This window comes from Natronogracilivirga saccharolytica, assembly GCF_017921895.1.
Taxonomy (GTDB): Bacteria; Bacteroidota; Rhodothermia; order Balneolales; family Natronogracilivirgulaceae; genus Natronogracilivirga; species Natronogracilivirga saccharolytica.
In genome coordinates, this window is record NZ_JAFIDN010000003.1 from 102,810 (window position 1) to 128,122 (window position 25,313).

At 51.8% G+C, this 25,313-nt stretch carries 24 protein-coding genes and 1 tRNA gene; 8 read left to right on the forward strand and 17 right to left on the reverse strand.

Going from position 1 to position 25,313, the window contains the following annotated elements; all coding sequences use genetic code 11:
- Positions 1-2 precede the first annotated feature (2 nt).
- Positions 3-1,301 carry an efflux RND transporter periplasmic adaptor subunit gene (locus NATSA_RS04850; RefSeq protein WP_210510888.1) on the reverse strand — a complete coding sequence of 433 codons (1,299 nt, stop codon included), beginning with the start codon at positions 1,299-1,301 and terminating at the stop codon, positions 3-5.
- Between the two features lie 185 nt (positions 1,302-1,486).
- Positions 1,487-2,251 carry a lysophospholipid acyltransferase family protein gene (locus NATSA_RS04855; RefSeq protein WP_210510889.1) on the reverse strand — a complete coding sequence of 255 codons (765 nt, stop codon included), beginning with the start codon at positions 2,249-2,251 and terminating at the stop codon, positions 1,487-1,489.
- 256 nt (positions 2,252-2,507) lie between these two features.
- Between NATSA_RS04855 and NATSA_RS04860 the strand changes: the two genes are divergently transcribed.
- Positions 2,508-3,698: an acetylornithine transaminase gene (locus NATSA_RS04860; RefSeq protein WP_210510890.1), complete on the forward strand. Its 1,191-nt coding sequence runs from the start codon at positions 2,508-2,510 to the stop codon at positions 3,696-3,698.
- Positions 3,695-4,798, forward strand: a complete 1,104-nt coding sequence (locus NATSA_RS04865) for a PAS domain-containing sensor histidine kinase (protein WP_210510891.1) — start codon at positions 3,695-3,697, stop codon at positions 4,796-4,798. The genes NATSA_RS04860 and NATSA_RS04865 overlap by 4 nt, the downstream gene beginning before the upstream one ends.
- Before the next feature lie 81 nt (positions 4,799-4,879).
- On the opposite strand, the gene NATSA_RS04870 is transcribed toward NATSA_RS04865, so the two are convergent.
- The 8 genes from NATSA_RS04870 to NATSA_RS04905 all read right to left on the reverse strand — a co-directional run bounded on the left by NATSA_RS04870 (position 4,880) and on the right by NATSA_RS04905 (position 9,999).
- A tRNA-Leu gene (locus NATSA_RS04870) sits at positions 4,880-4,963 on the reverse strand.
- Positions 4,964-5,071: 108 nt separating this feature from the next.
- The gene (locus NATSA_RS04875) at positions 5,072-5,347 is read right to left on the reverse strand and encodes a hypothetical protein (protein ID WP_210510892.1); all 276 of its coding nucleotides are present in this window, start codon (positions 5,345-5,347) and stop codon (positions 5,072-5,074) included.
- Between the two features lie 3 nt (positions 5,348-5,350).
- Positions 5,351-5,989, reverse strand: coding sequence for a deoxynucleoside kinase (locus tag NATSA_RS04880; protein ID WP_210510893.1), 639 nt, complete (start codon positions 5,987-5,989; stop codon positions 5,351-5,353).
- Positions 5,990-6,001: 12 nt separating this feature from the next.
- Entirely contained in the window at positions 6,002-6,493 is a 492-nt protein-coding gene (gene folK / locus NATSA_RS04885; protein ID WP_210510894.1) for a 2-amino-4-hydroxy-6-hydroxymethyldihydropteridine diphosphokinase, read from the reverse strand.
- The gene (folB, locus tag NATSA_RS04890; RefSeq protein ID WP_210510895.1) at positions 6,478-6,840 is read right to left on the reverse strand and encodes a dihydroneopterin aldolase; all 363 of its coding nucleotides are present in this window, start codon (positions 6,838-6,840) and stop codon (positions 6,478-6,480) included. Before folB ends, folK begins: the two co-directional genes overlap by 16 nt.
- An 11-nt stretch (positions 6,841-6,851) precedes the next feature.
- A complete protein-coding gene (dnaA, locus tag NATSA_RS04895; RefSeq protein WP_210510896.1) occupies positions 6,852-8,372 on the reverse strand; it encodes a chromosomal replication initiator protein DnaA in 1,521 nt (506 codons plus the stop codon).
- 389 nt (positions 8,373-8,761) lie between these two features.
- A complete protein-coding gene (gene prmC, locus NATSA_RS04900) occupies positions 8,762-9,637 on the reverse strand; it encodes a peptide chain release factor N(5)-glutamine methyltransferase (protein WP_336244684.1) in 876 nt (291 codons plus the stop codon).
- Positions 9,634-9,999 carry a hypothetical protein gene (locus tag NATSA_RS04905; protein WP_210510897.1) on the reverse strand — a complete coding sequence of 122 codons (366 nt, stop codon included), beginning with the start codon at positions 9,997-9,999 and terminating at the stop codon, positions 9,634-9,636. Before NATSA_RS04905 ends, prmC begins: the two co-directional genes overlap by 4 nt.
- A gap of 251 nt (positions 10,000-10,250) precedes the next feature.
- Here NATSA_RS04905 and NATSA_RS04910 point away from each other — a divergent pair, with 251 nt between their 5' ends.
- Positions 10,251-11,075: a hypothetical protein gene (locus NATSA_RS04910; RefSeq protein ID WP_210510898.1), complete on the forward strand. Its 825-nt coding sequence runs from the start codon at positions 10,251-10,253 to the stop codon at positions 11,073-11,075.
- Between the two features lie 13 nt (positions 11,076-11,088).
- Here the strand turns inward: NATSA_RS04910 and NATSA_RS04915 are convergent, their stop codons facing one another.
- Complete coding sequence (locus NATSA_RS04915) at positions 11,089-11,772, reverse strand: HAD family hydrolase (RefSeq protein WP_210510899.1); 684 nt, start codon at positions 11,770-11,772, stop codon at positions 11,089-11,091.
- An 89-nt stretch (positions 11,773-11,861) separates the two neighbouring features.
- On the opposite strand from NATSA_RS04915, the gene eno reads away from it, so the two are divergent.
- The 5 genes from eno (at position 11,862) to NATSA_RS04940 (ending at position 16,288) form a co-directional block, all read left to right on the forward strand.
- Positions 11,862-13,145 (forward strand): phosphopyruvate hydratase, encoded by a 1,284-nt coding sequence (gene eno, locus NATSA_RS04920; protein WP_210510900.1) that lies wholly within the window; start codon positions 11,862-11,864, stop codon positions 13,143-13,145.
- A 218-nt stretch (positions 13,146-13,363) separates the two neighbouring features.
- Complete coding sequence (locus NATSA_RS04925) at positions 13,364-13,693, forward strand: RNA recognition motif domain-containing protein (protein ID WP_210510901.1); 330 nt, start codon at positions 13,364-13,366, stop codon at positions 13,691-13,693.
- A complete protein-coding gene (recF, locus tag NATSA_RS04930; RefSeq protein WP_210510902.1) occupies positions 13,690-14,835 on the forward strand; it encodes a DNA replication/repair protein RecF in 1,146 nt (381 codons plus the stop codon). Before NATSA_RS04925 ends, recF begins: the two co-directional genes overlap by 4 nt.
- A gap of 4 nt (positions 14,836-14,839) precedes the next feature.
- Complete coding sequence (locus tag NATSA_RS04935; protein WP_210510903.1) at positions 14,840-15,139, forward strand: DciA family protein; 300 nt, start codon at positions 14,840-14,842, stop codon at positions 15,137-15,139.
- 162 nt (positions 15,140-15,301) lie between these two features.
- Positions 15,302-16,288: a CdaR family protein gene (locus NATSA_RS04940; protein ID WP_210510904.1), complete on the forward strand. Its 987-nt coding sequence runs from the start codon at positions 15,302-15,304 to the stop codon at positions 16,286-16,288.
- Here NATSA_RS04940 and NATSA_RS04945 read toward each other — a convergent pair.
- The 6 genes from NATSA_RS04945 to tsf form a co-directional block, all read right to left on the reverse strand.
- Positions 16,278-17,513, reverse strand: coding sequence for a 4-hydroxy-3-methylbut-2-enyl diphosphate reductase (locus NATSA_RS04945; RefSeq protein WP_210510905.1), 1,236 nt, complete (start codon positions 17,511-17,513; stop codon positions 16,278-16,280). The two genes, NATSA_RS04940 and NATSA_RS04945, sit on opposite strands and share 11 nt — an antisense overlap.
- Positions 17,514-17,634: 121 nt before the next feature.
- Positions 17,635-19,308 (reverse strand): energy-dependent translational throttle protein EttA, encoded by a 1,674-nt coding sequence (ettA, locus tag NATSA_RS04950; RefSeq protein WP_336244685.1) that lies wholly within the window; start codon positions 19,306-19,308, stop codon positions 17,635-17,637.
- 115 nt (positions 19,309-19,423) lie between these two features.
- Positions 19,424-22,939, reverse strand: coding sequence for a chromosome segregation protein SMC (gene smc / locus NATSA_RS04955; RefSeq protein WP_210510906.1), 3,516 nt, complete (start codon positions 22,937-22,939; stop codon positions 19,424-19,426).
- A 23-nt stretch (positions 22,940-22,962) separates the two neighbouring features.
- On the reverse strand, positions 22,963-23,526 hold the full coding sequence (gene frr / locus NATSA_RS04960) for a ribosome recycling factor (protein WP_419539843.1): 564 nt from the start codon (positions 23,524-23,526) through the stop codon (positions 22,963-22,965).
- 99 nt (positions 23,527-23,625) lie between these two features.
- Complete coding sequence (gene pyrH / locus NATSA_RS04965) at positions 23,626-24,339, reverse strand: UMP kinase (RefSeq protein ID WP_210510908.1); 714 nt, start codon at positions 24,337-24,339, stop codon at positions 23,626-23,628.
- 82 nt (positions 24,340-24,421) lie between these two features.
- A complete protein-coding gene (gene tsf, locus NATSA_RS04970) occupies positions 24,422-25,258 on the reverse strand; it encodes a translation elongation factor Ts (protein ID WP_210510909.1) in 837 nt (278 codons plus the stop codon).
- Between the last annotated feature and the right edge of the window lie 55 nt (positions 25,259-25,313).

Sequence of the window (25,313 nt, forward strand, 5' to 3'; positions counted from 1 at the left end):
AATCAGACGCCCGGCAAGGTGTCGCTCTGATTGCGGTCTGTCATTTTTTGCTCTATGATATCAAAAAGGTCGCGGCTTTGAAGCTGCTGAAGGTCGATGATGTGATCCCATTCAACGGGGCGCACATTGGCCTCCTCGGAGCCGCGAAGCAGCAGGTTGTGCCCGAGTGTGACCACCCAGCTGTCGGCGGGAATCCCTTCAATTCCGGATACCAGCCGGCCTTTGGCAATCACATCCACCGGTTTGAAACGCACCGGTGCCGGCCCGATAAGCTCCTGCGGCGGATCATCACCCTCAAATTCAAGTTCCTGCCCGGCCAGTTCGGTGATGAATACCCCTTCCTCTCCGCGGTCGGGATGCTGGTACAGCGCATTGTTGGGTACCAGGATAGCCTGTTCGGTTTCACCGTATTTGATGGTAACGGTGACAAACATTCCCGGACGCAGCCGGTTGTCGGGGTTGTCCACCTCTATTTCCGCTGTTGTGGAATGTGTGACCGGGTTGAGGAACGGTGAAATCCGCGTCACGGTGCTTTCTACAGGGTTGTCGGACCTGGGGGAGGATATGTGAGCCTGCTGCCCGGGCTGAACATGTCCGGTCATGGCTTCGGTCAGAACGACCTCAACCTTCATGGATCCGGGATCGCCGATCTGAAAAAGCCGCGTGGATGTACTGGCCTGCTGGCCGATCTCGGCATTACGCAGTCCTACCACACCGCTTATGGGTGCCCGGATTACGGTATTTTCAATTTCGTTTTTGCGCTCCTCTATAACAGACTCCGCCTGGTTCTTCTCGGCCATGTTCAGCTCAAGCGAGGCCTCGGCAGATTCCACCTCGGCTTCTCTGCTCTCCAGTTCAGCCTGGGTTTCCATATCCCTTTCCCTGAGCTGGCGTGTCCGGTTAAGACTGACGCGCTTCTGATTCAGGTCTGCTTCGGCCTGGCGCACCCGGGCGCGGGCAATCTGATATCCTGCTTCGGCCTGGCGGAGCCGCTCCCGCGCTTCGACATCGCGCAGCTGTACCAGCACATCGCCCTCCTCCACAAAATCCCCGTTATTGACAAGTACCTGCGTGATGGGTGCGGATATCTGCGGATAAATATCGGTCTGGTTTCTGGCACGTACGGTGCCGGTAAGCACCTCTTCCAGCGGCAGGCTGCCGGTCATAACCTGGACAGATTCGACGGTCGGAGCGCGATCTTCCTGCCGGTTTCCGGAGTTTTCGCCGGAATCACCTGAGCAGGCGGCGGCAAAAGCCGCAACTGAAAACAATAATATATACGATGCGGTAAAATTCTTCATTTAGAAATGTTCTCGGGAAAAAGTGCAGCTCTGCGAACAGGCTGCTGATAAAAAGTCTGATTCGGGTAAGTGTCCGTCTCGGATGAAATCCGGATGTGACTATATAAATAGATACAAGTCGCAAATCATTCCCTGCAAAGGGAGTAATTTACGGATTTAGCCGCATCATGTATTGTAAAATGTTGTCAAACCGTGTTCGCTTTTTCGGTTTCTATCTCACCGTTCCACTCAAGATAACGCCGGCGCATCTCGTCACGGTATTCGCGGATGTTCTTTTTATCCCAGCCGGAGGTGTCGACGGGCTCATGTATATGGATGGTCACGGTGCCCGGTCGGGTGAGAAGGGAGTTTCCGGGACAAAGCTCATATGCTCCCTCGATGTAAATGGGAACAACCGGATATCCCAGGTCAACGGCGGTGTGAAAAGCACCGGACTTGAAGGGCATGATTTTTCCGGTGCGCGACCGCGTTCCTTCCGGGGCAAACATGATTGAGAGCCGGTTTTTACGGATATGCTTATACGCCTCATTCAGCTGCTGCAGTGCTTTTCTGGTATCCTTGCGGTCGATCATAATCTGACCGGTCATTTTGGCAATTGCCCAGAAAAACGGGTTGTACTGCAGCTCTTTTTTGGCAATGAACCGTACCCGGGGCAGGTGCAGTGAAGTGATGATGAACAGGTCGAGTGTGGAGCAGTGATTCATCAGGAATACCGCCGGTTCCTCAGGTTTGGTTCCGTGATAGCGAATATCCATGCGTACGCCGGCCACAGCCATGGTTGACCTTCCGAAAATGTGTCCGACCCAGCGGATCAGGAAGTCCTGAAGCCGGCCGAGTGATACAATCATTAGTATGGCCATTCCTGCCACCAGCAATGGCAGGAGAATAATCAGATAGATCAGAGTGATCACCAGCCTGATTTTCTGGAAAATACCAATGTCGGTACTCATGATTTATGTTCGGTTCTTGAATATCATTAACTGTCCGGAAATAACGGCCTCGATTTTTTGCATGCGGGAACGGTTTGCCGGATGTGACTGCTTTAAGTAATGCTTCGTCCTGAAAAAGTATAACTTTTTGCATCCATTTACCATCGGCAGGCGGCTGACTTTTGCAGATACGTCAATATTTGATAACTTAAAAGATTGTCCGGAGTAATAATACAGTCCGGAACAGCAAACATAGAAATTAAAATCACAGATATATATGGACGAAGCCCGAGCCCTGGACCAGAAAAGTCACTTTCAAACCTACAAACGCCTGCCCTTTACCCTCAGTCACGGCAAAGGCGCACGGGTATGGGATACCGGCGGCAAGGAGTATATTGATATGCTGGCGGGCATTGCTGTAAACTCACTCGGACATGCACATCCCGCCCTGGTTCATGCCATAAAGAATCAGGCTGAAAAGCTGATCCACGTTTCCAATTTCTACACAACCGCGCCCCAGGCACGTCTTTCCGCCAAGCTCACCTCACTGAGCGGTATGGACCGCGTATTCTTGTGCAGCAGCGGGGTGGAAGCCATTGAAGGTGCATTCAAGGTTGCCAGAAAATATGCGCACAGCAAGGGCAAGTCCGGTCCGATCATCTCGCTGGAAGGGTGTTTCCACGGCCGGTCCATAGCTGCGATTGCATCCGGGAAGGAGAAGTACCAGCAGGGATTTGAACCGATGCCGGGAGGGTTCCGGCAGATCCCGTTTAATGATAAAAAAGCACTGGACGAGCATGTGGATGACCAGACGACAGCTTTGATCATTGAACCCATTCAGGGAGAGGGCGGAATCCGTCCGGTTGATCCCGATTATCTGCAGTATGCCCGGGAAGTATGTGACCGTCACGGTACGACACTCATACTGGATGAAATTCAATGCGGGATCGCACGCACGGGAAAGATGTTTGCTTTTGAGCACAGCGGAATCAAGCCGGATATCATGACACTGGCCAAGGGTCTCGGCGGCGGTGTTCCTGTAGGCGCAATCCTGGCCCGCGAGGATATCGCCGGGGCATTGAATCCCGGAGATCACGGAACCACATTCGGAGGCAATCCGCTGGCCTGTGCAGCGGCCCTGGCCGTCCTGAAAACCATCGAGCGGGACGGACTGATCGAACAGGCTGCTGAAAAGGGTGCTTTTCTGAAACAAAAGCTGAATGAGAAACTCAAGGGGCACAAACTGGTGAAAGAAATCCGCGGATCGGGCCTGATGGTCGGAGTTGACCTGAATACCGATGGTGGCGCGGTGATGCGCAAAATGGCCGAGATGGGGGTGCTGGTGAATGCCGCATCGATGACTGTCATCCGGTTTGTTCCGCCGCTTATCGTGAATGAAAAGGATATTGAAACCGCCGTTGATGTTCTTAAAGAGGCGCTGGACCAAAGCCCGGATGAGCAGGAATGAACGTAAAGGAACTGGAATCGTCCACATTTGAACAAATCTGGGAAAATGCCTTTGACGCCATGCGTCTGGTCAATGCCGAAGGGGTTATTGTGGAGGTAAACAAGGCCTTCTGCACCATGGTGGAAATGTCCCGGGAGTCGCTTGTTGGCCGTCCCATGGCCGTTATCTACAGCGAGCCGGATCATGACACCATACAAAAGAAGCTTGTCGAGCGGTTCCGGGCCCGGAAAATTGAGATCAGCATCGACCGTCCCCTGATGCTGTGGAACGGCAAGAAGGTCTGGTTTGAGGCCAGCAACACGTTTGTGGACTCCGAAAACCACGGGACCTTGCTGCTCAGTATTTTCCGAGATATTACCGAAAAGAAGAAATCGGAAGAAGAGGCCATGGAGTATATGGAGGAGCTGAAAAAACTCAACTCTGAAAAGGACAAGTTTTTGTCCATCATCTCCCATGACCTCAGGGGGCCGTTTCAAAGCCTGCTGGGTATGAGTGAGCTGCTATCCGAAGAGTTTGAAACCATGGAGCCCGATGAGCTGAAGGAGTATTTTGCCAGTATGAACCGCTCTTTGAGAGCACAGTACACGCTGCTGGAGAACCTTCTGACCTGGTCCCGGCTCCAGATCGGACAGGTTCAGATGGAGAAAGAGCAGATCTCCCTTGCAAATGTCATCGCTGAAGTGCTGGCTGTAATGGAGACGACAGCCGTTCAGAAACAAATCACCATACATGCGCAGGTGCCCGATGCACTCAGGGCAAGTGCAGATGTCAACATGCTCAAATCGGTTATTCAGAATCTTGTTTCCAATGCTTTGAAATTCACCCCGCGCGGCGGAGATATTTACATTACGGGTGAGTCCGGAAGCAGCCGGGCCGCTGTCAGTATTCGCGATACCGGTGTCGGTATGGATGAAGATGAGATTGAGCAGCTGTTTGACATCACCAGAAAGAAGACCCGGAAAGGTACGGATGGGGAGAAAGGCACCGGACTTGGCCTGATAATCATCAGGGATATGACCGAATTAATGGACGGGACGCTGGATATCGATTCCAGGCCCGGTGAGGGAAGTACGTTTACAATTCAGCTGCCTGTAAGCTGAAGAGGTTATGCTGCCGCGATTGATATTGATCTGAATGGAATAAAAAACGCCGCACTCTTCAGGAATGCAGCGTTTTCGGGGTGCCCTGGACTGGACTCGAACCAGCACGCCAATTAAGGCACTACCCCCTCAAGATAGCGTGTCTACCTATTCCACCACCAGGGCATTTTGTTGTAGAATCCAAATATAAGACGTATTGAGGCATAGTTGCAAATACGGATTTGCAATCAGCTAATACGGATTTCCACACAGTAAAACGAAGAGGAAGGGAGCTTATTCCTCGTCTTTTTTCTTGCGTTCAGAAGGAATTTCCTCAAACTCCGCGTCTTCGATATGATCAAACCGGCCCTGGTCCGGCCGGCGCCCGGGTGCACTGTTTCGTCTCTGGCCGAACCCGTGCTGATTCCCGAAATGTCCCGTGCCTTGCGACGGATCGCGGTCATGATGCATGCGGGCACGGCGCCGGTCCGGTGATTGCGTAAGCAGCAACCGCAGTGCGATCCGGATCACAATGTAGGAGATAATAATAATGAGAATAATACGCAGCATGGGTCAGCCCGGTGTGATATGTGTAGTATTGCTACGAATGGGCTCGGAAAATATTTGATCCTCGATGTATTTCAGATGTGCTGCATCCTGCACGAAATCCACTTCGCTGGCATTGATAATAATCAGCGGAGACCGGCTGTAGTGGTGGAAAAAGTGATTGTAGGCATTGTTGAGCTCTTCAATATAGTTTCGCGAAATCTCCTTTTCATACGGCCTGCCGCGCGAGGATATGTTTTGCATGAGCCGGTCAACAGATGACTGAATGAATACGACAAGGTCGGCCTTTGCCGCAATACTGCTCATAATGCTGTAGATACTGTCGTAAAGAGCCATTTCATCACCCGAAAGGTTCAGCCGGGCAAATATGCGGTCCTTGTCAAACAGATAATCCGAAATGACCATCTCCTGAAACAGGTCACGGTTTCGCAGCACTTCCTGCTGCTTGAACCGGCTCGCCAGAAAAGCCAGCTGAGTCTGAAATGCATATCGCTCCCGGTCTTCATAGAACTTCGGAAGAAAAGGGTTCTCCTCGAACTCCTCAAGCACCAGCCGAGCATTGTGGCGCTCGGCCAGAAGGCGGGCAAGTGAAGTTTTTCCGGCCCCGATAACTCCTTCGATAGCGATAAAGTCGAATTGGTTCATAACGTCATAAAGCTACCAATTTAGGTCTGTTTTAAAAACCTCAATTTTGGGTGATACGGTGATCATCTCGTCTATCGTCCGGCCGGTGCGCAGATCGGTCCAGTCCGGATGAATTTCCTGCAGCGGACAGAGCACAAACAGCCGCTTGCTGTATTCAGGGTGGGGGACATGAAGCCTTTGGCGGGCAATTACCATCCTGTCGTAGTCGATGATATCCAGATCGATGGTGCGGTTGGACCAGCGCGGGGCTTCAGCATCCCTGCCGTGGTGATTTTCGTACATCTTCAGCTGCTCGAGCAGCGAGAATGGCGGCAGATCGGTCCGGAATGAACAGACGGCATTGAAATAGGTCCGGGTAGAGATCTCGCCGACAGGTTCGGTTTCGTAGATGGCGGATGCCGCAACGGGCGTGCTGCTCAGAGTCGACAGAAACGCTTTTGCCGATGCCAGATGTGCCCGGCGGTCACCAAGGTTTGATCCTAACGCAACTACAACCTGGGCCATCGGCTCCTTACTTCTGTGAATTCACAGGAGGGCTCCATGGGGGGATTCAGCTTCCTGACGGCGACCTCGATATTTTCGGCTTTCGGATAGGCGCGTGTCAGCGATTCGCCGATCCGGTACAGCAGTGTCTCCACCAGTTTGACCGGTTCTCCGTTCATGATATCCCCCGCGATTTCCGCGGCTTCACCGTAATCTATGGTTGCTGCGAGGTCATCGCCGGTGGCCGCTGCTTCCAGCTCGAGCCAGATCGTAATATCCACCTCAAAATCATTTCCTTTTTCCCTTTCGGCAGGAAAGTAGCCGTGGCCGGCATGAAATCGAAGGTTTTTTATTGTGATACACTCCATGGGTATGCCGGTTACATGATTGCAAGCTCAACACGCTGCCGGATGTCTTTTACGACCTGCCGGAATTTGGGGCTGGTTTCCTGGCGGTCTTCAACAGCATTGATGGCATGTATTACAGTGGAGTGATCCCTTCCGCCAAACTGCAGGCCAATCGTTTTGAGGCTGGATTTTGTCATGGTCTTAGAGAGATACATGGCAATCTGCCTGGCTTCCACTATCTCCTGTTTCCGTGTCTTTTCGCGAACCTTGTTCGGGTCAATCCCGAAATAATCACATACCATTTTCTGGATGTCTTCGATCGATATGTGCTTTTTGGTTTCTTTGATCAAATCCTTCAGAATGCGTTTGGCCATCGTCAGATCAATATTGTCGATCTTCTGGAGGGATGCTGTGGCCAGAAGCTTGATGATGGCTCCCTGAAGGTCCCGCACGCTTGACTTGAAATTGTGGGCTATGAACTCAAAAATTTCACCTTCAAACTCAATTCCGTTTTCCAGTGATTTCTTTTCAAGGATGGCATAGCGGGTTTCGTAATCGGGCATTTGCAGGTCAGTGCTCAGCCCCCAGTTGAATCGTGAAATCAGCCGCTCTTCAATGTCCTGAATATCCTTGGGCGCCCGGTCACTGGTCATGATGATCTGCTTGCCATCCTGATGAAGCGCATTGAAAATGTGGAAAAACTCTTCCTGTGTCTTCTCCTTGCCGCTGAAGAACTGAATATCGTCAATAATCAGTACATCGATATTTCGGTAGAACATCGAAAATTCCCGCGCCCGGTTGTTGCGGATGGCATGGACAAACTCATTGGTAAACTGATCGGAGGAGATATACAGCACCGAGAATTCGTCACCGAAGTCCTGCCGTATTTTGTTTCCGATGCTCTGAATAAGGTGCGTTTTACCGAGTCCGACTCCGCCGTATACAAAAAACGGATTGAAGGAGTTTTTCCCGGGATTTTCAGCGATGGCGATAGCGGCGGACCGGGCCAGCCGGTTGCAGTCGCCTTCAATAAACTGACTGAATACGTAATTTTCGTTGAGGTTCGGATCGATTTTGTGCTTCCGGATGCCGGGTATCACAAAGGGGTTCTGAATGGCCTCAGTAGAATAGGATGAGTCAAAGCCATAAGCAGGGTTCCCGGTCTGTCCCTCACTCTCCTGTGCAGGGGGAGAAGACCGCTGCGGCATTCTGACAGCCAGGTCGTCGTTATCCTGTTCGGCTTTTTCCAGCACAATGGAATATTCAAAACGGGCACCTTCACCAAGTATCCTGGCAATAGTGGACCGCATGATATTGTAGTAGTGTTCTTCGAGCCATTCATACCAGAACTGGGAGGGAACCTGAATGGTCAGTGTTTTGCCGTCAAGTGCCACCGGCTTGATCGGCTGGAACCATGACTTGTATTTCTGATGGTTGATGTTGTCCCTGATAATCTCCAGGCACCGGCCCCACACTTCACCGGCCGTCAGTTCTTCATTGTTTGCTTTGGCCAGCTCGCTTTTCTGACCTGTTTTGTAATCTGTCTCCAACATGAAAAAAGATGAAATTCTGCTTGACTTTCTCGTTTCTATTACCAGTTATCCACATCGGCCATCGTGCCTCCCGTAACATGAATTTTTAAGATGGCAATATTTTCCTCACTTGTCAATAAAAACAAGTTTCGGGCCGGTGAATTTATCCACATAGCACACAACACCGCAACTTATTGATACGCAAAGACATGCAAGTCAATATGTTAAAACTGTATGTGCTTTATGGCACCCGCAATATGTCACGTCGGAATAAAGAAGCGGAGTTTTCCAAAAGCCGCTATGAGCAGTTAAAGTTTTAAACAAGTTATCCACATCGGATTCAGGGCTTGTAAGGCTTATTTCCGGCAAGGCCGCCAAACAGACATTTATGGTTTATTTTGGCGATTCTTTTAAAAGCTGCCGGCAACAAAGCGGTGCTTTCCGGCATCATCCTTAAGAAGCCGGGAACGGAATGATGCAGAGCGGCAAAGGTCCGCTATCTCATCTCCGTCACTTTCGTTTATTTCAAAATAAAACCGGCCTTCCGGAGACAGGGACTCACGGCACAGGGACAGAAGCTTTGAGTAGATCCCGGAAACATCATCGGTTACAAGCGCAGTGAGCGGTTCAAATGCAGCAACCTGCTTCTCAAGATCTTCAGTTTCATGCTTGTGGACATAGGGCGGATTTGAAACAATAATATCTATCTTTCCGCCCGGACGGTACGAGCTCAGGTCTCCACGATGGAATGTCACCTCAAGAGACTCATTATCCGCATTGCTGCGGGCAATTTCCAGAGCGGCTTCACTGATATCCATCCCCGTGATGATCCAGTCAGGCCGCGCCTTTTTCAGGGCAAGGGCAATACAGCCGGATCCTGTCCCGATGTCCAGTACCCGCCTTTTTTTATCCCGGGGATGCTCTTGCAGAATGAGATCAACAAGCTGCTCGGTTTCCGGCCTGGGAATAAGAACATCAGGTGTGACGGCGAGCGTAAGGTTGTAGAAGTCCGTGCTGCCGGTAATATACTGCAGGGGCTCATGCCGGGCCCTGCGCTGCACCAGTGGTTTGAGACTGTCCAGTTCAGGCCGGGTGAGCGGACGGTCAAACTGAAGATATAAATCCAGCCGCTTGACCTGCAGTACGTGCGCAAGAAGCCATTCGATGCTCAGCCGCGGAGAGGGTACATTTTTGTCTTCGAAATAGCCGGTCGCCCATTCGAGCATCTCAACGACAGTCCAGTCCGGTTTTTGCATGGATGAATTACCGTCTGCTGCCGGACTCACGACTCCTTTCTGTTTTGAACCGTAAGGCCGTACTTTTTACTGAAATCGAGTATGAAATCGATGATCTGATCGTACATGGGTTGATCTTCGAGTCCCTGCGATCCCCGGAATCCGCTTTGCCTGCCGACATCCGCAATTTCAAAATGCAGGGAGGCAGAAAGTTCAGAGAGGATGCACGTCACGCACCGGGAGCTTTGCACTCCCGTATTCTGGTCTTCATATATATACACCCTTACATGCTGGTTATTCTCTACCTCTCTGGAAAAGTAGTGTACATGCGGTGTTTCCCGGAACATCACTTCTCCCATCCGGAGCAGATATTTTTGGGGGCCGTAAACTTCAAATCGTGAAATATTCGCCATTGATGCCAATTACTTGTTTGTCAGATGTTTGTCAGATACCATCCAATTGCCAGATGCGTTATTTACGCTGAAACGATCTGGTTCTTTTTGGCATTTGGAAAATACGACAAGATTTGTCTTTCGCAAGAAGTTGATTCACATAAAGCAAGAGCAGCTTGTTTTGGTTTAGGTCACGGCAATCTGTTATCTTTATTGCTGGTGTCCGGTTTACATTTTCATTCATCCCAATCAATTGATTCAACGCAACTGACATGCATCGAATAGCGCTCCCAGCCATACTGTTGTTTACTATTTGTCTGACCGGACCGGCTTCAGGCCAGGACAGAGAGTTTGAAGATCACGAACCCGAAGTGGCCGATATCGACCGGCCGATGTCACATCTCGATTTTGATATGCGCAACGGAGCTGGTCTGCGCATTCAGGTCAATAATTTCGGATTCGGTATCGGAGGTGAGTACCGAAGAGTCATATCCCGTTATACCAAAGGGTTTTTCGAATTTCAGATTAACAATGTCCGGGACGAAAGCGAGCAGACGTTCCAGGATTTCTTCGGTTTCAATGTCATTCCCAATAAATACAACCGCATTCTGGCATTTCCGGCCATGCTCGGAGTCAGCAGGAGATTGTTCGCCCAGCCACTGTCAGACAACTTCCGCCTTTTTGTGCAGGCATCCGGCGGGCCGACGGCCGCATTTGTCTATCCCTACTATGATCATGATTTCTATAATATGGGGTTCCGGCCGCAGTTCCGGGGATTGAACCAGCAGCATTATGATCCGTTTCAGGGATGGAGTGAAGGAGAGTTTATACTTGGTGCTTCCGGTCAGCTTGCCATAGGTGCGAACCTGGGAGGTGATTTCGGTAACATTCAGTCCATCCGGATCGGCTACTTTTTCCACTATTTCCCCCAGGGAATCCAGGTCATGGAACCTTTCCGACCCGGCGATAATATCGGAAACTTCGATTTTGACCTTCCTCCTGAAGAGCAGGGTCCCGGAGTGGTTGAGCGGGCTGCCGATGAGCAATCCTTTTTCGGAACACCACACATCACTATTGTATTCGGTACGATGTGGTAGTGGCAGGCTTTTGCTAGCCGCGTCCGTTGCCGGCGGTAAATGCCCGGTCCCAGTCCGGAAATTCTTCCAGTGACGTCAAAAGTACGTCGGGCTTGTGCCGGGCCAGCTCATCCCGGCTGAAAGTTCCTGTGGCTACGGCTACGGCCACCGACCCGAAAGCCCGGGCGCAGCGGATGTCCCTCGGTGTATCGCCGATGATCACCAGCTGTTCCGGCTGGTAGTCACTGCCGGACTGATCCTGAAGCTGCTTGTGAGCCTCCGGCGGCAAGTCATTACGGTTGTGGTGACGATCCCCGAACGCACCGAAAGAGAAATGCGAATTCAAACCGATCCGCTCCAGCTTGATGCGTGCTGCCCGTTCAAAATTGCCAGTCAGCAGCCCCGTCGCCGCAGACCGGCCGGCAAGGTAGGCAAGGCTATCTTCCACACCTTCATAGACGTGGATATCCCCGGCAGCAAGACGGGTGTCGAGTTCCCCGATGTACAATTCCTTCACTTCGTTGAACAATGACTCCTGCGGATCGTCAAGCAGCGTTGAAAAAATTGAACGGTCGGTTTTGCCGGCAAAATCAAGCTCCTCAACATTATTTTCAGCAATGCCCAGCCGGTTCAGTATGCTCTGGATGATCTTTCGGTTGGCCTTGTTCTTAATCTTTAGCAGAGTCCCGTCAATGTCAAATAAATAAGCGTTGTTCATATACGAATCATCTTCCAAAATTCACAAAAAAAGGGTACCTTAACGGCCGTGCAGACAAACTGAAATTACGAACAAATAATTATCTAATCATGGCTATTATCGAAGATATTGTAGCACGTCAGATTTTTGACTCAAGAGGAAACCCCACCGTTGAAGTGGATGTCATCCTCGAAGACGGCACGATGGGTCGTGCCGCTGTACCCTCAGGCGCATCAACCGGCGAGCATGAGGCTGTTGAGCTTCGTGACGGCGGCGATGCCTATATGGGCAAAGGCGTTCTGAAGGCTGTAGAGAATGTAAATGAAACCATTGCCGAGGAGCTGGTCGGCTTCAACGTATTCAATCAGGTCGACATCGACAACTTTCTGATTGAACTGGACGGAACCGACAACAAGTCCAAACTTGGTGCCAACGCCATGCTGGGAGTTTCCCTGGCTGTGGCCGATGCCGCTTCAAATGAACTGAACATTCCGTTCTGGCGCTATGTTGGCGGCGTTAACGCCAAGGTGCTGCCGGTACCGATGATGAACATCATCAACGGCGGATCCCACGCCGACAACAATGTCGATCTGCAGGAGTTCATGATCATGCCCAGCGGTGCGGAAACCTTCTCCCATGCTCTTAGAATGGGCGGCGAAGTGTTCCATAACCTGAAAAAGGTACTCAGCGGAATGGGCTATGCCACTACGGTTGGCGATGAAGGCGGTTTCGCACCCAACCTGAAGAGCAACGAAGAGGCTGTCGAGGTTATCCTCAAGGCCATCGAAAAAGCCGGGTACAAAGCCGGTGAAGATATTCTTCTTGCCCTTGATCCTGCTTCTGCGGAGTTCTACAATGCCGAGACCGGCCTTTATGAATTCAAATGGAGCGACGGCTCGAAGAAGTCACCTGATGACATGGTCGAATACTGGAGCAGCTGGGTTGACAAGTACCCGATCATCTCCATTGAGGATGCCATGGACGAAAACGACTGGGATGCATGGAAAAAGCTTACCGATGCCGTCGGTGACAAAGTCCAGCTGGTCGGCGATGACCTGTTCGTGACCAATTCCGAGCGTCTGGCCCAGGGGATTGAGCAGGGCGTTGCAAACTCCATCCTGATCAAGGTCAACCAGATCGGAACACTGACCGAAACACTCGATACCATCGAGCTGGCACACAAAAATGCCTATACTTCGGTTATTTCCCACCGTTCCGGTGAGACCGAAGACACCACGATCGCTGACCTGGCTGTTGCCATCAATGCCGGACAGATCAAGACCGGTTCCATGAGCCGTACCGATCGTCTCGCAAAATACAACCAGCTGATCCGCATCGAAGAGCAGCTCGGTGACAGTGCCGTTTATCTCGGCCGTGACGCGTTCAACGTATAAACATCTGATCGCAAATGGCTGCCTGTTCACATCGCAAATGTGAAATGTGAACGGCAGGGAAGTATGTAAAAGCAGACTGTGGTTCGAATAGCAGTCTGCTTTTTTTTATATTCCCATCCAGTATCCGATTACATAGTTGCATTTTCCTGCAGATTGCATCCGGATGCAGAAGATGAAAAATGCAGCGCTTCACGAAAAGGCATCAGCAAGAAAGTGATATGAATATCTATGTAGGTAATCTGGCCTGGAAAACCAAACGCAAGGAGTTACAGGATCTGTTCGAGAATTTCGGTGAGGTCAACAACGCCTTTATTGTCCGGGACAAAAAAACGAGACGTTCCCGGGGCTTTGGTTTTGTCGAAATGGCGGAAGAGAAAGAGGCACATCAGGCTATTGAAAAGCTGAACAACACCGTGTTTCATGACCGAACCATCATTGTGAATGAAGCCCGCCCCAAGGATGAGCAGGAAGACGGGCAGCAATACGACTATGATTTTGATGATTCCGGCGATGATGGCAATACGGATTCCGACCAGTCCGATGCATGATATCAATTACCCTTTCACTTACGAACTTCCGTAACCATCATCAGACGGTTGTTGAGTGGGGGGATCATGTAAATATCATCACCGGGCCGAACGGAGCCGGAAAGACCAATCTTATTGATGCACTGCACTATCTGTGCATGGGCCGGAGTTTTACAAGCAGCTCGGACCAGTATGTCGTGCGGCAGGGTGCGGCTTCGTTTCTGATCAAAGGCCTGTTCAGGGGGAATATCCGCTCGCAGTTTGAAATTGCATGTGCTTACAGCCGCGGTGAAGGGAAAAAGCTGTTTGTCAATGACAGCCCGCTGGAACGCCATGCAGACCTGATCGGCCGCGTGCCGGTGGTGCTGGTATCACAGAATGACCGTAAACTGACCGGGGAGGGACCGGCGGAGCGGCGTTCTTTCCTTGATGCCCTCATTTCGCAGACCTCTCCGGCCTACCTTGATGATCTGATCCGTTACCGCAGGATTGTCAGACAGCGAAACCGGTTGCTGTTCGAGCACAGCATGGATCGCGGGTACCTGAACGTGCTGCTCGAGCCCTGGAACCGGCAGCTTGTGGAGACCGGCGCGCGCATCATTTCCGGGCGCAACAAAATGGTATCCAAATTCTGCAAATACCTGAAATTTGCGCATGAACAGCTGGCGGGATCCGGCCTGGAGCCGGCCATATCCTACAAAACGTTCTGCAGTGATCAGCAGAGCTTTCTTTCGCTGAACAATGAGGAAATTGCCGATGCCTACCGCAGTGAGCTTGACGAAGCATATGAGCGCGAGCTGGACCGGCGTCAGACCGTCATCGGTCCGCACCGGGACGACCTCGTTTTTTTTCTGGATGACATGGAACTCAGGAAGTTCGGTTCCCAGGGACAGCACCGTATATTTGCACTGGCGCTGAAAATGGCCCAGCTGTATTTTTACAGAGACGAGCTGGAGGATCTGCCCGTTTTTTTACTTGACGATGTGTTCGGCGACCTGGATCCGTCCAGAACAGATACGGTGATGAACATGCTGCTGCAGCACAACGGACAGTCGTTCATTACCGCTGCGCATCCGGACAAAATTTCCGGATTCCGGGATCAGGAACATGCACGGATCGCCTGGTATGACGTCAAAGACGGTAACGTTTCATCAACGGAATAGGCAAATGGGAATATATCGCAAACAGCCAAGGCAGTTAAAGGACCTGGTGGAAGACTACATCGAAGAATATCCGAACCGGATTGCCATGAAAAGGGGAATGATTCTGGCGCTGTGGCCTGAAAAAGTCGGTGCGGCTGTCAGAGAGCAGGTAACCGATATTGCCTTCAGGGGCAGCCGGCTGGTGCTGCGTGTTCCCGATCCGTCCTGGCGTCACGAAATTCATATGCAGCGTCATCAGATCGCAAGACAGCTCAATGAGGCCGTAAACGAAGAGGTCATCCGGGACATCATGATTAAGTCCTGATTAGCCTGACCGATTGTCAGATGCAGGAACGTGTGTAACCCGGAACCATGGAAAATCCGTCAAAAAAACGAAATAAAATGGCTGCCGGACAAGATTTTACCTGTTACAATCGCTATTATTGATAAATTACCCTACAGTCGATTCTTATTACATAAACAGGGAATGGGAAAGCAAAATAAATTGCGAAGCTGGTTTTCAAGGTTGTTCACACCAACCGAAAAGGAGACTGTGTATCTTCACAAGGGTGAAATTCTGGTTATTTTTCTGATTGGTTTTTTTATCGCATTGTCACTGTGGATGCTGATCAATCTCGGCAAGGAATATAGCGTGACGGTGGAACTGCCGGTTTCCGTCACCGGTCAGAACGATGAATTAATGTTTGCCGAACCACCGCCGGAATCGGTTCAGGTTGCCGTCACCGGTGAGGGCTGGAACCTGATATCGATATATCGCAGCCCCCCCGAAATCAAAATTCCCTATGAAGAAGGAGTTTTGAACCTGAGTGATTTTGTTGAGGATTACCTTGCCGGGTACTCCGGAATATCGGTGCAGAAGGTGGAGCCATCGCTGATTTCGTTGGCATTGGAACAGCGAGCCCGGAAACGGGTCCCGGTATCGCCGAATCTGGATATCCGCTTCAAAGCCCGTTTCGAGCAGGTCGGAGAGCTGGAGGTGAGTCCCGACAGTGTCACAGTTTCCGGTCCTTCATCCGTAATTGACACCCTTCAAAGCTGGCCGACCGAATTCCTGCGGCTCCATAACGTACAGAGCAATATTGACCGCAGCATACCGCTGATGGAGTCGGATCAGATCTCCCTGCAGGATACCTCGGCAGTGCATATCTTTGCAGAAGTGGCCGAGTTCACAGAGGGTGATATTCGGATTTATGTGCGGACCGTTGATGTTCCCGAAGATGTCGAAATCAGATTCAACCCGTCCGTAATTACGGTAAGGTATGACGTTCCGATAGAGTTCTTCAGTGACGTGCAGGATATGGTGCCTTATGAAGCCGTGGTCCCGTACGAAGAAATCCTGCGTGATACGACCGGGGTGGTCCGGCCGGAAGTAAGACCGGTGACCGATGAGTTTGACCTGAGGCTCCGGTCCTATCAGCCCAGACGCGTGTCCTGGTTCCGGGTCATTCCGTAGCGGTGAAGGGCTCAAGAGCCACTTCGACCGGCCGGCAGCCTTCAAAATAGGAAGCCACCTTGAGCAGCACCTCGTCCACAAGGGTGTCCGGACAGGATGCGCCGGATGTCAGTGCAATGGTAACCGGTTCGGCCGCCTTCGGCATCCATCCCCGGGTCTTTTCAACCTCCTTTTTCCACTGGTTAAAATGATGGATTTCATGCTGGTTTTTGATTTCAGACGCATCCCGGATATGATACGTGGGGAAACGCTCTTCCAGCAGCTCAACCAGGTGCATGGTGTTGGATGAATTGTATCCGCCCACGACCAGGGCCATGTCGGCGCGCTCTTCCATCAGAGCATATGTTGCTGCCTGATTTTCATGCGTCGCATAGCACAGGGTATCCGACGTGTCGGCAAAATGCATCTCGGCTTCCGCTTCGCCGTATTTTTCGATAACCGCGCTTTTCAGAATATCCATTATTTCCTGCGTCTCGGTGGCAAGCATGGTGGTCTGGTTGATCACGCCAAACTGTTTCATATCGGCCAGCGGGTCAAATCCTTCGGTGCACTTCATGCCGAAATAGGTGTGGAAATCCTCTTTGGGGCGTTTTTCCAGCAGGATGTCAGCAAGGATGCGGGCCTCTTCGGGATTGAGCACAACCACACTTGGCGCTTCTTCAGAGCTGTGCGAAAAGGTGGCGCGCGTCTCCTCGTGCTTGTGCTTGCCGTGAATAACCAGGGAATGTCCCCGTTTGCCAAGCTGTTTTCCGCGCTTCCACACTTTGATGACAAACGGACAGGTGGTGTCGTACTGATACGGATTGACCCCCTGCTCTTCGAGCTGCTTCTGAATTTCAAGCGTGGTTCCGAATGCCGGTACGATGACAATATCGTCCGGAGATAGCGAGGATATGGGGATGCGTTCGGTGCCGTCGGTTTCAAAAAGGAACTCCACGCCGCGCGACTGCAGGTCTTTATTGACCGTCGGATTGTGGATCATCTCGCTCAAAAGGTAGATGGTTTTGTCCGGATGCTCTTCTATGGTGCGGTAGGCGATGTCGATGGCATTTTCAACACCGTAGCAAAATCCGAAATGACGCGGGATGAGGAAGCGCACGGGACCAAGATCCAGGACACTGGGGACGCGGTCTTTTTTCCGGGGATCCAGTATCTGCCTGGATTGTTTTACCGTTTTCGTGATTTCGGACTGGTAGAGATCCGGGATGAAAAACTCTTTTGGCATATGAGGTAACGATGCGCTTTTTTACTGCAGTGATATATGGGAACGGAATGTGCCGTTTGCCAGGTGACGCATATTTATCAGCGGATGCCTGCCGGCGGATACCATCAGCAGGCTGTCGGCTTCAGTCCCGCTTAAGCTTCTTGTACTGAATGCGTTTCGGCTGATCGTCGATACCCAGCACATCCCGCCGGTAATCCTGATACTGCCGGAAGTTGCCTTCAAACCACCGCACCTTGCTGTCGCCTTCAAAGGCAAGAATGTGCGTGGCGATTCTGTCGAGAAACCACCGGTCGTGAGAAATAACGACAACACAGCCTGCAAAGTTCAGTAACGCATCCTCCAGGGCCCGCAGTGTCTGAACGTCCAGGTCATTTGTCGGCTCGTCAAGCAGCAGCAAATTGGCCCCTTCCTTAAGCGTTTTGGCGAGATGCACACGGTTGCGCTCACCGCCCGAGAGCTCATTGGTCTTTTTCTGCTGATCTCCGCCGCTGAAGTTGAAACGGGCAACATATGCCCGTGAGTTCATCTCCTTGGAGCCAAGCTGAACAGTATCCTTGCCGTCTGATATTTCCTCCCAAATCGATTTTCCGGGATCGAGCGGCCGGCTTTGGTCGGCATAGCCGATTTTAACTGTTTCTCCCACTTCGAAGGAGCCGTTGTCCGGGTTTTCCTGGCCGTTGATCATGCGGAAAAGAGTGGTTTTTCCGGCTCCGTTCGGACCGATAACACCCACGATACCCCCGGCAGGAAGGTCGAACTCCAGTTCCTCAAAGAGCAGCCGGTCACCGAATGCCTTGGATACATCATGCGCCCGGATGACCTTGTCGCCAAGCCTGGGTCCGGGCGGAATGTAAATTTCCAGCTCTTCGCGTTTTTTTTCCTGCTCGCGGCTTGAAAGCAGGTCCTCATAGGCGGTGATCCGCGCCTTGCTTTTGGACTGCCGGCCTTTGGGATTGGTCCGGATCCACTCCATCTCCCGGTCGATCGTTTTGCCGAGGCGCTTGTTCTGACGGTCTTCAAGCTCAAGACGCTTTCGTTTCTGCTCAAGCCAGCTGGTGTAGTTGCCCTCGAACGGAATTCCCTCTCCGTGATCAAGTTCGAGGATCCATCCGGCCACATTGTCCAGGAAGTACCGGTCGTGCGTGATGGCGATGACGGTGCCTTCGTAACGCTCCAGATGCTGCTCAAGCCAGTTTACCGAGTCGGCATCGAGATGGTTGGTAGGTTCGTCGAGGAGCAGGACGTCCGGCTCTTTCAGCAGCAGCCGGCACAGGGCAACACGACGACGCTCACCGCCGGAAAGCACCTCAACCTGCGTATCTTCAGGCGGACAGCGGAGGGCCTGCATGGCCATTTGAAGCTTGCTGTCAAGGTCCCAGGCGTTTTTCTGGTCGATTTGTTCCTGAAGGGTGGACTGCCGGGCGATCAGGGCATCGAAATCGGCATCGGGGTCGCTGAATTTTTCGCTGATCTGCTCGTATTCTTTCACCAGGTCCACAAGCTCCTGAACGCCTTCCTCGACAATGTCTTTCACGGTTTTGGACGGATCAAGTTCCGGTTCCTGAGGCAGGTGTCCGAATGTAACCCCCGACTTGGAGGTGACTTCACCTTCGTAGTTCTCGTCGAGTCCGGCAATGATGCGCAGCAGGGTGCTTTTCCCTGATCCGTTGGCACCGATGATGCCGATTTTTGCTCCATAGAAAAAGGAGAGGTAGATGTCTTTGAGTACGCGCTGATTCGGGCCGTAGGTTTTGCCTACGCCCATCATCGAAAAAATGATTTTGTTATCGCTCACGATGTGGCTGCTTTGTTAGGGGGTTGGTAATTAATTGCAAAGGGGGGATGCATCTGATGTGCATCCGGAAAAAGTCCGGGTATATTTCCGGCTGGTGCCGGCGCATTCCGTGTCGCTACGCCGCAACGTCATCGAGCCGCACACCGACAAGCTTGCTGACGCCGACTTCCGGCATGGTCACGCCGTACATCATCTCGGATTTTTCCATGGTCATCTTGTTGTGCGTAATGACGATGAACTGCGTGTCGTCGCTGAATTTTTTCAGCAGTTTGGAGAAGCGCAGGATGTTCGGGTCGTCAAGCGGGGCGTCAACCTCATCCATGACACAGAAGGGGGACGGCTTGACCAGATAGATGGCAAACAGCAGGGCAATGGCCGTGAGTGTTTTTTCACCGCCGGACAGCTGTTCGATGACACTCGGCCGCTTTCCGCGGGGATTTGCGACAATTTCAATTTTGGCTTCAAGCGGATCTTCAGCCTGCTCATCAATGACCAGATCACAGTGGTCGTTTTCTTCAAAGAGCGTGTTGAATACCGTCCGGAAGTTTTCACGTATCTCCCTGAAGGTCTTGTTGAAACGCTCCTGGGCGTTTCTGTTGATTTCCTGGATGGTTTCAATCAGCTGTTCTTCGGCATTTTCCAGATCGCCGATCTGCTTTTCGAAATGCTCCAGCCGTTCTTTCTCCTCTTCATATTCCGTGATGGCCAGCGGGTTGACCTCGCCGATGTTTTTGAGGCGCTGTTTGAGAGTAAAAATGGTCTCCCTGGCTGTGGACAGGTCGGTGTCTTCCGGCAGTTCCTGATCAATCTGGTCGATGGTCATGCTGTAGGTTTCCCAGATGTGATCGTTGATGTTCTTCTGCTCCATCTCAAGCCTGGATTTGGCAAGTTCGAGGGAGTGGAGCAGGTCCTGGTTCGAATCTTTTTTCCGCCGGGTGTCCTTGAGGTCCTCTTCGAGGAGGTTGATTTTCCCGCGCTGACGGGAACAGGCCTCTTCGGCTCCCTGAAGCTCTTTTTCAACTTCTTCTTTTTTAATGAGCATTTCACGAAGCTGGTCTTCATACTCATCCACCTGCTCGCGCAGACCAATGATGCGGTCCTTGCTTGCTTTTGCCTGATCAGCCTGATTCGTAAGCCGGTCCTTGATGGCCTTCACGTCAGATTCAAACCGGCCGATATCCCGCTTCAGAGTATTGACTTCGTTTTCGGCTGTCTGATGCCGGAGTCCGACATCATTGAACCGGCTCTGCGCACGCTGGAGGATATCCTCCTTTTCCTTGAGCTTTGCCTTCAGGGCAACCTCATCGCGAACCACCGTCTCCATCTGCCGGTTCAGCGCCTCCAGTTCCGGCTCGGTCTCCTTCTGCTCTTCCCGGGCCTTCACCACGGTTTGCTGCAGTTCATCCAGCCGCTGTTCCAGCTCCTTGATATTATTCTCGTAAAACCCGGTCTGCGTCCGGAATGACTCCGAGCGCGACTCGTGCTTCTGCAGGTTGCCCGAGGCCTCCTTCACTTTCTGTTGATAATGGTTAAGATCGAACTTGCTGTAAGCATCCTCCATCTCTTCCAGCCGCATCTCAGCCTTCTCAACTTCCCTGCCCGTCTGCTCAGCCTGAGCCCGCCTTTTATCCACTTTCTCAGCCAGGCCAATCCGGACTCCCGCGTTTTTGTTGCTGCTTCCGCTGTACATGAATCCGTCAGAGGTCACCACATCACCCGAACCGGTCACAGCCGTGATCCCCCTGCTGCCGGACACCTCCGCGGCAGCCGCCAGACCGTCCGCCGTCACTACTTCGCCGAAAAACAGACGCCGCAGCGCCTCAAACCGCGAATCGCATGACACACTGTGGTAAAGGGCATCATCGGTCACCGGATGATCGCCGTTCAGACGATTCAACGGAACAATCGTCACCCGGCCCTTGTCCTGTTTCCGTATCAGTTCGAATGCCCGCTCCGCTTCATCTTCGTCAGCTGTCACCACATAATTGGCCGCCTCGCCGAGAACCGCTTCAACCGCTGCCGAAAGCGATTCGTCACTGGAAAAAATGTCACTCAGAATTTCCAGCGTGCCGAATTTACCACGATGCTCCTTGAGATGCCGGACTCCGGCAGGGTGCGCGTCCGACGATTCCGAAAGATTTTTCAGGAGCTGATATTCTGATTCATAGGCATCGCGCCTGCTCTGGAGATTGCGGATTTCATCTTTCTGCCTGTTGATATCGGCGAGCAGTTTTTCCCGTTCATTGCGGGCTTTTTCAAGCTGTTTTTCGGCCTCTTCGTACTCCTCCTGCAAGATCTCGTAACGACCCTCGAGCTTGTCCTGCTCCCCGGAAAAGGACCGGATTTTCTCCCGGCTTTCGGCAATCTCCTTTTTCAGGCGCTGTTCCTGCTCGCCGGAATTTTCGATACGTGATTCCAGCCTGATCTGCAGGTTCTGAAGTTCATTGATACGCGTGTTGCCGCGGCTGTGCTGCTGCCCGATTTCATCCAGCTTGTCCCGGAGTTCCTGCACGGCGTTTTTTTCATTTTCAAGACTTTCCCGGGCGGCTTCCCGCTCTTCCGCAGCCTTTTCAAGACGCGCTTCGGCATGGGTAAGCTCTTCCTGGTTGGCCTTCAGGTTTTTCCTAAGATCCTTGATCTGGTTTTCTGCCTGATAGATGTCCTGCTCGTAACGGGAGATCACCCCTTCTTCATTGGTGATCTTTTCTTTGGTGATGCGGATGCTGGTCCGGATCTCCTGGACATCGCTGTTGATCTGAGCGGCTTTTTTCCTGATTTCGTTCTGGGCTTTCTCCTTTTCTATCAGATTCTCATGGGCTTCGTTCTCGTTTTGTTCAAGGCCCTTGATTCTTCGCTCCAGTTCTTCCCTTGAGGAAGATGCGCTTGCTATTCGTTCAAGGAGCGGATCCAGTTCGCTTCTTACGTTCTCGTACTCCTTGCGGGAGACCGCCTTGTCGAGGAAATCAAGCTCTTCGCGGTACTTGTGTGCACGCTCGGCCCGGGAGGCCTGGGATTGCAGTGAGCGGGTTTTTTTGCGGACTTCAACCAGGATATCCTCCATGCGCTGAAGGTCGGCACGCGTATCAGACAGTTTCTTGAGTGTCTGCTTTTTCCGCTCCTTGAATTTGGTTATTCCCGCGGCCTCTTCAAAAAGTCTCCGCCGGTCATTGTTTTTATCGTTGAGAATTTCTTCGACCATTTTGAGCTCAATCACCGAATAGGCGTTGGATCCCATTCCGGTATCCATGAACAGGTCGGTGATATCGCGAAGCCTGCAGGGCTTTTTGTTGAGCAGGTACTCGCTTTCGCCGGAGCGGTAGAGCCGGCGGGTCATGGTGATGTCCGAAAACTCGGTAGGCAGCACGCCACGGTTGTTGATGATCGTAACCGAAACCTCGGCCATCCCGAGCGCCTTCTTGGATGCGGTCCCGTTGAAAATGACATTGGTCATCGCTGCCGAGCGCAGGAGGGAGGGGCGCTGTTCTCCGAGCACCCAGCGAAGGGCGTCTACGATATTGGACTTTCCGCACCCGTTCGGACCGACAATTGCTGTGATGCCGCTGTCGAACTTGACTTTAGTTTTGTTGGCAAAACTTTTAAATCCTTGTAGCTCAAGTTCGGCAAGATACATGTAAAATCAGCTCCGGTCTGATATTAAACAGTCATTATCTCATCTTCCTTATCCTTGAGCATCTTGTCTACTTCGGATATATGGGAATCGGTGAGATTTTGCAGCTCTTCTTCAGCGGCATAACGGGAATCTTCGGGCAGCGACTGGTCTTTGACTTCTTTCTTGATTTCGTCCTTGATATCACGGCGGGTGTTCCGGATGCTGATCCGGGCTTCCTCGGCTTTTTCTTTTGCTACTTTTGCGAGTTCTTGTCGCCGCTCTTCCGAAAGCACCGGCAGCGGGATGCGGATCAGGGTGCCGTCGTTGTTGGGGTTAAGGCCGAGACCGGAGGCCATGATCGCTTTTTCAATGTTTTTCATGGAGGACTTGTCGAACGGTTCTACCGTAATCAGCCGCGGATCGGGTGCGGCAACATTGGCGAGCTGGTTGAGCGGAGTTTGCGTTCCGTAGTAATCCACTTTGACACCGTCGAGCAGCTGGGGGGAAGCCTTGCCGGCCCTGATGTGTTTCAACTCTCTCTTCAAAAAGGACTTTGCGTCCTCCATCTGTTCTTTTGCCTGGTCGATAAAAGGTTGTAGTTCCGGTATCATAACATCTGGAAAATAGTGGTGAGGTGATTCGGTTCAGATGCGAAATATATAACAAATTGGCAAAAAAAAAAGCCGGATATGGCCGGCGGAACGCGCTTAGTCCCAATGAACTCGCGACCCGACCGGCTCCCCGCTGATAACTCGTGCCAGGTTTTTTCTTTCATTCATGTCAAAGACCAGAAACGGTATTTTGTTGTCACGGCACAGGGTAAATGCGGTCAGGTCCATGACCGACAGCCTGAGCTTGAGCACTTCATCGCCGCTGATACTCTCGAACTTTTTCGCATCCGGATTTATTTCCGGGTCGGAATCATAAATTCCGTCGACACGGGTGCCTTTCAGAATGGCATCAGCCTCGATTTCAATGGCACGCAGCGATGCGGCTGTGTCGGTTGTGAAATAGGGATTTCCCGTACCGGCGCCGAATATCACAACCCGTCCTTTTTCAAGGTGGCGGATGGCCCGGCGGCGGATGTAGGGCTCGGCGATCTGCTCCATGCGGATGGCCGACATCAGCCGGGTGTGGACGCCCTTGCGTTCCAGTGCGTCCTGCAGCGCAAGGCTGTTGATCATGGTGGCCATCATTCCCATGTAATCGCCCTGAACACGGTCCATGCCCTGGGTTGCTCCCCTTACACCGCGGAATATGTTGCCGCCTCCGATGACGATGGCTATCTCTGTCCCTGTTTCTTTGGCTTCCCGGATCTCATCAGCATATCGGCTGAGCACCTCCCCGTCAATGCCGTGGCCCTGGGCACCAAGCAATGATTCACCACTCAATTTCAGTAAAACGCGGTTTAGTTTCTGCACAGTTGCTCCTGTTTCTCTGGAAGTTAAAATAAATGGCAAAAAAAAGGCCGCCCCGAAAGGCAGCCTTGAAATTCACTGAGGATTAATTTCCTCCCAGCTGTATGCGGACAAACGATTTGACAAGCGGAGTCCCGGAGTGTTTCAGATACTCCTGAACCGACTGGGTGCCGTCCTTGACAAACTTTTGTTCCAGCAGTACGTTTTCTTCAAAGAAGCGCCTGAGTTTACCCATGGCCGCTTTCTCAGCGATTTCTTCGGGTTTGCCTTCATTGAGCAGCTGCTGTTTGGCAATTTCCTTCTCTTTGTCCAGAGTAGAGGCATCCACCTCGTCGCGGTTGACAGAAATCGGGTTCATGGCCGCAACCTGCATGGCCACATCTTTGGCTACTTCACTGTTTTGAACAGGGCCTTCAAATGCTACAAGCACACAAAGCTGGTTGCCGGGGTGGATATAGTCAAAAATTTCACCGTCACCATCAGCTTTCATGATTTCAAACCGGCTGATGTCAATTTTCTCACCGATTTTTCCGACCAGGTCTTTCAACATGTCGGAAACGGTCAGGTCCTTGATCTTGCCCTGGAGGAGCGAGTCGAGGTCTGCCGGTTCTTCATCGAAGGCTACCTGTGCAAAGCCGTTTGCGTACTCGACAAACTCTTCGTTCTTGGCGACAAAGTCGGTTTCGCAATTCAATTCAAGCGCAACGGCTTTTTTTCTGTCATCGGAAATTTTTGTGACGATGACGCCCTGGTTGGCTTCGCGGTCAGCTCTTTTTTCGGATACTTTTTGTCCCTTCTTTCTGAGAAGTTCAATGGCTGCATCCATGTCACCGTTGGAATCGGCGAGCGCCTTTTTGCAGTCCATCATCCCGGCACCGGTCTGATCCCGGAGTTTTTTTACATCTGCAGCGGAAATACTCATGGTTTTATCTGATATACGTTGTGGTTGAAAACGTTCGTGCGACCGTGGCAGGTCC

Bases quoted from the DNA above. Each gene is read 5' to 3' on its own strand.
- NATSA_RS04850 (WP_210510888.1), bottom strand. From the start codon at position 1,301: ATGAAGAATTTTACCGCATCGTATATATTATTGTTTTCAGTTGCGGCT.
- NATSA_RS04855 (WP_210510889.1), bottom strand. From the start codon at position 2,251: ATGAGTACCGACATTGGTATTTTCCAGAAAATCAGGCTGGTGATCACT.
- NATSA_RS04860 (WP_210510890.1), top strand. From the start codon at position 2,508: ATGGACGAAGCCCGAGCCCTGGACCAGAAAAGTCACTTTCAAACCTAC.
- NATSA_RS04865 (WP_210510891.1), top strand. From the start codon at position 3,695: ATGAACGTAAAGGAACTGGAATCGTCCACATTTGAACAAATCTGGGAA.
- NATSA_RS04875 (WP_210510892.1), bottom strand. From the start codon at position 5,347: ATGCTGCGTATTATTCTCATTATTATTATCTCCTACATTGTGATCCGG.
- NATSA_RS04880 (WP_210510893.1), bottom strand. From the start codon at position 5,989: ATGAACCAATTCGACTTTATCGCTATCGAAGGAGTTATCGGGGCCGGA.
- folK (WP_210510894.1), bottom strand. From the start codon at position 6,493: ATGGCCCAGGTTGTAGTTGCGTTAGGATCAAACCTTGGTGACCGCCGG.
- folB (WP_210510895.1), bottom strand. From the start codon at position 6,840: ATGGAGTGTATCACAATAAAAAACCTTCGATTTCATGCCGGCCACGGC.
- dnaA (WP_210510896.1), bottom strand. From the start codon at position 8,372: ATGTTGGAGACAGATTACAAAACAGGTCAGAAAAGCGAGCTGGCCAAA.
- NATSA_RS04905 (WP_210510897.1), bottom strand. From the start codon at position 9,999: ATGGCGAATATTTCACGATTTGAAGTTTACGGCCCCCAAAAATATCTG.
- NATSA_RS04910 (WP_210510898.1), top strand. From the start codon at position 10,251: ATGCATCGAATAGCGCTCCCAGCCATACTGTTGTTTACTATTTGTCTG.
- NATSA_RS04915 (WP_210510899.1), bottom strand. From the start codon at position 11,772: ATGAACAACGCTTATTTATTTGACATTGACGGGACTCTGCTAAAGATT.
- eno (WP_210510900.1), top strand. From the start codon at position 11,862: ATGGCTATTATCGAAGATATTGTAGCACGTCAGATTTTTGACTCAAGA.
- NATSA_RS04925 (WP_210510901.1), top strand. From the start codon at position 13,364: ATGAATATCTATGTAGGTAATCTGGCCTGGAAAACCAAACGCAAGGAG.
- recF (WP_210510902.1), top strand. From the start codon at position 13,690: ATGATATCAATTACCCTTTCACTTACGAACTTCCGTAACCATCATCAG.
- NATSA_RS04935 (WP_210510903.1), top strand. From the start codon at position 14,840: ATGGGAATATATCGCAAACAGCCAAGGCAGTTAAAGGACCTGGTGGAA.
- NATSA_RS04940 (WP_210510904.1), top strand. From the start codon at position 15,302: ATGGGAAAGCAAAATAAATTGCGAAGCTGGTTTTCAAGGTTGTTCACA.
- NATSA_RS04945 (WP_210510905.1), bottom strand. From the start codon at position 17,513: ATGCCAAAAGAGTTTTTCATCCCGGATCTCTACCAGTCCGAAATCACG.
- smc (WP_210510906.1), bottom strand. From the start codon at position 22,939: ATGTATCTTGCCGAACTTGAGCTACAAGGATTTAAAAGTTTTGCCAAC.
- tsf (WP_210510909.1), bottom strand. From the start codon at position 25,258: ATGAGTATTTCCGCTGCAGATGTAAAAAAACTCCGGGATCAGACCGGT.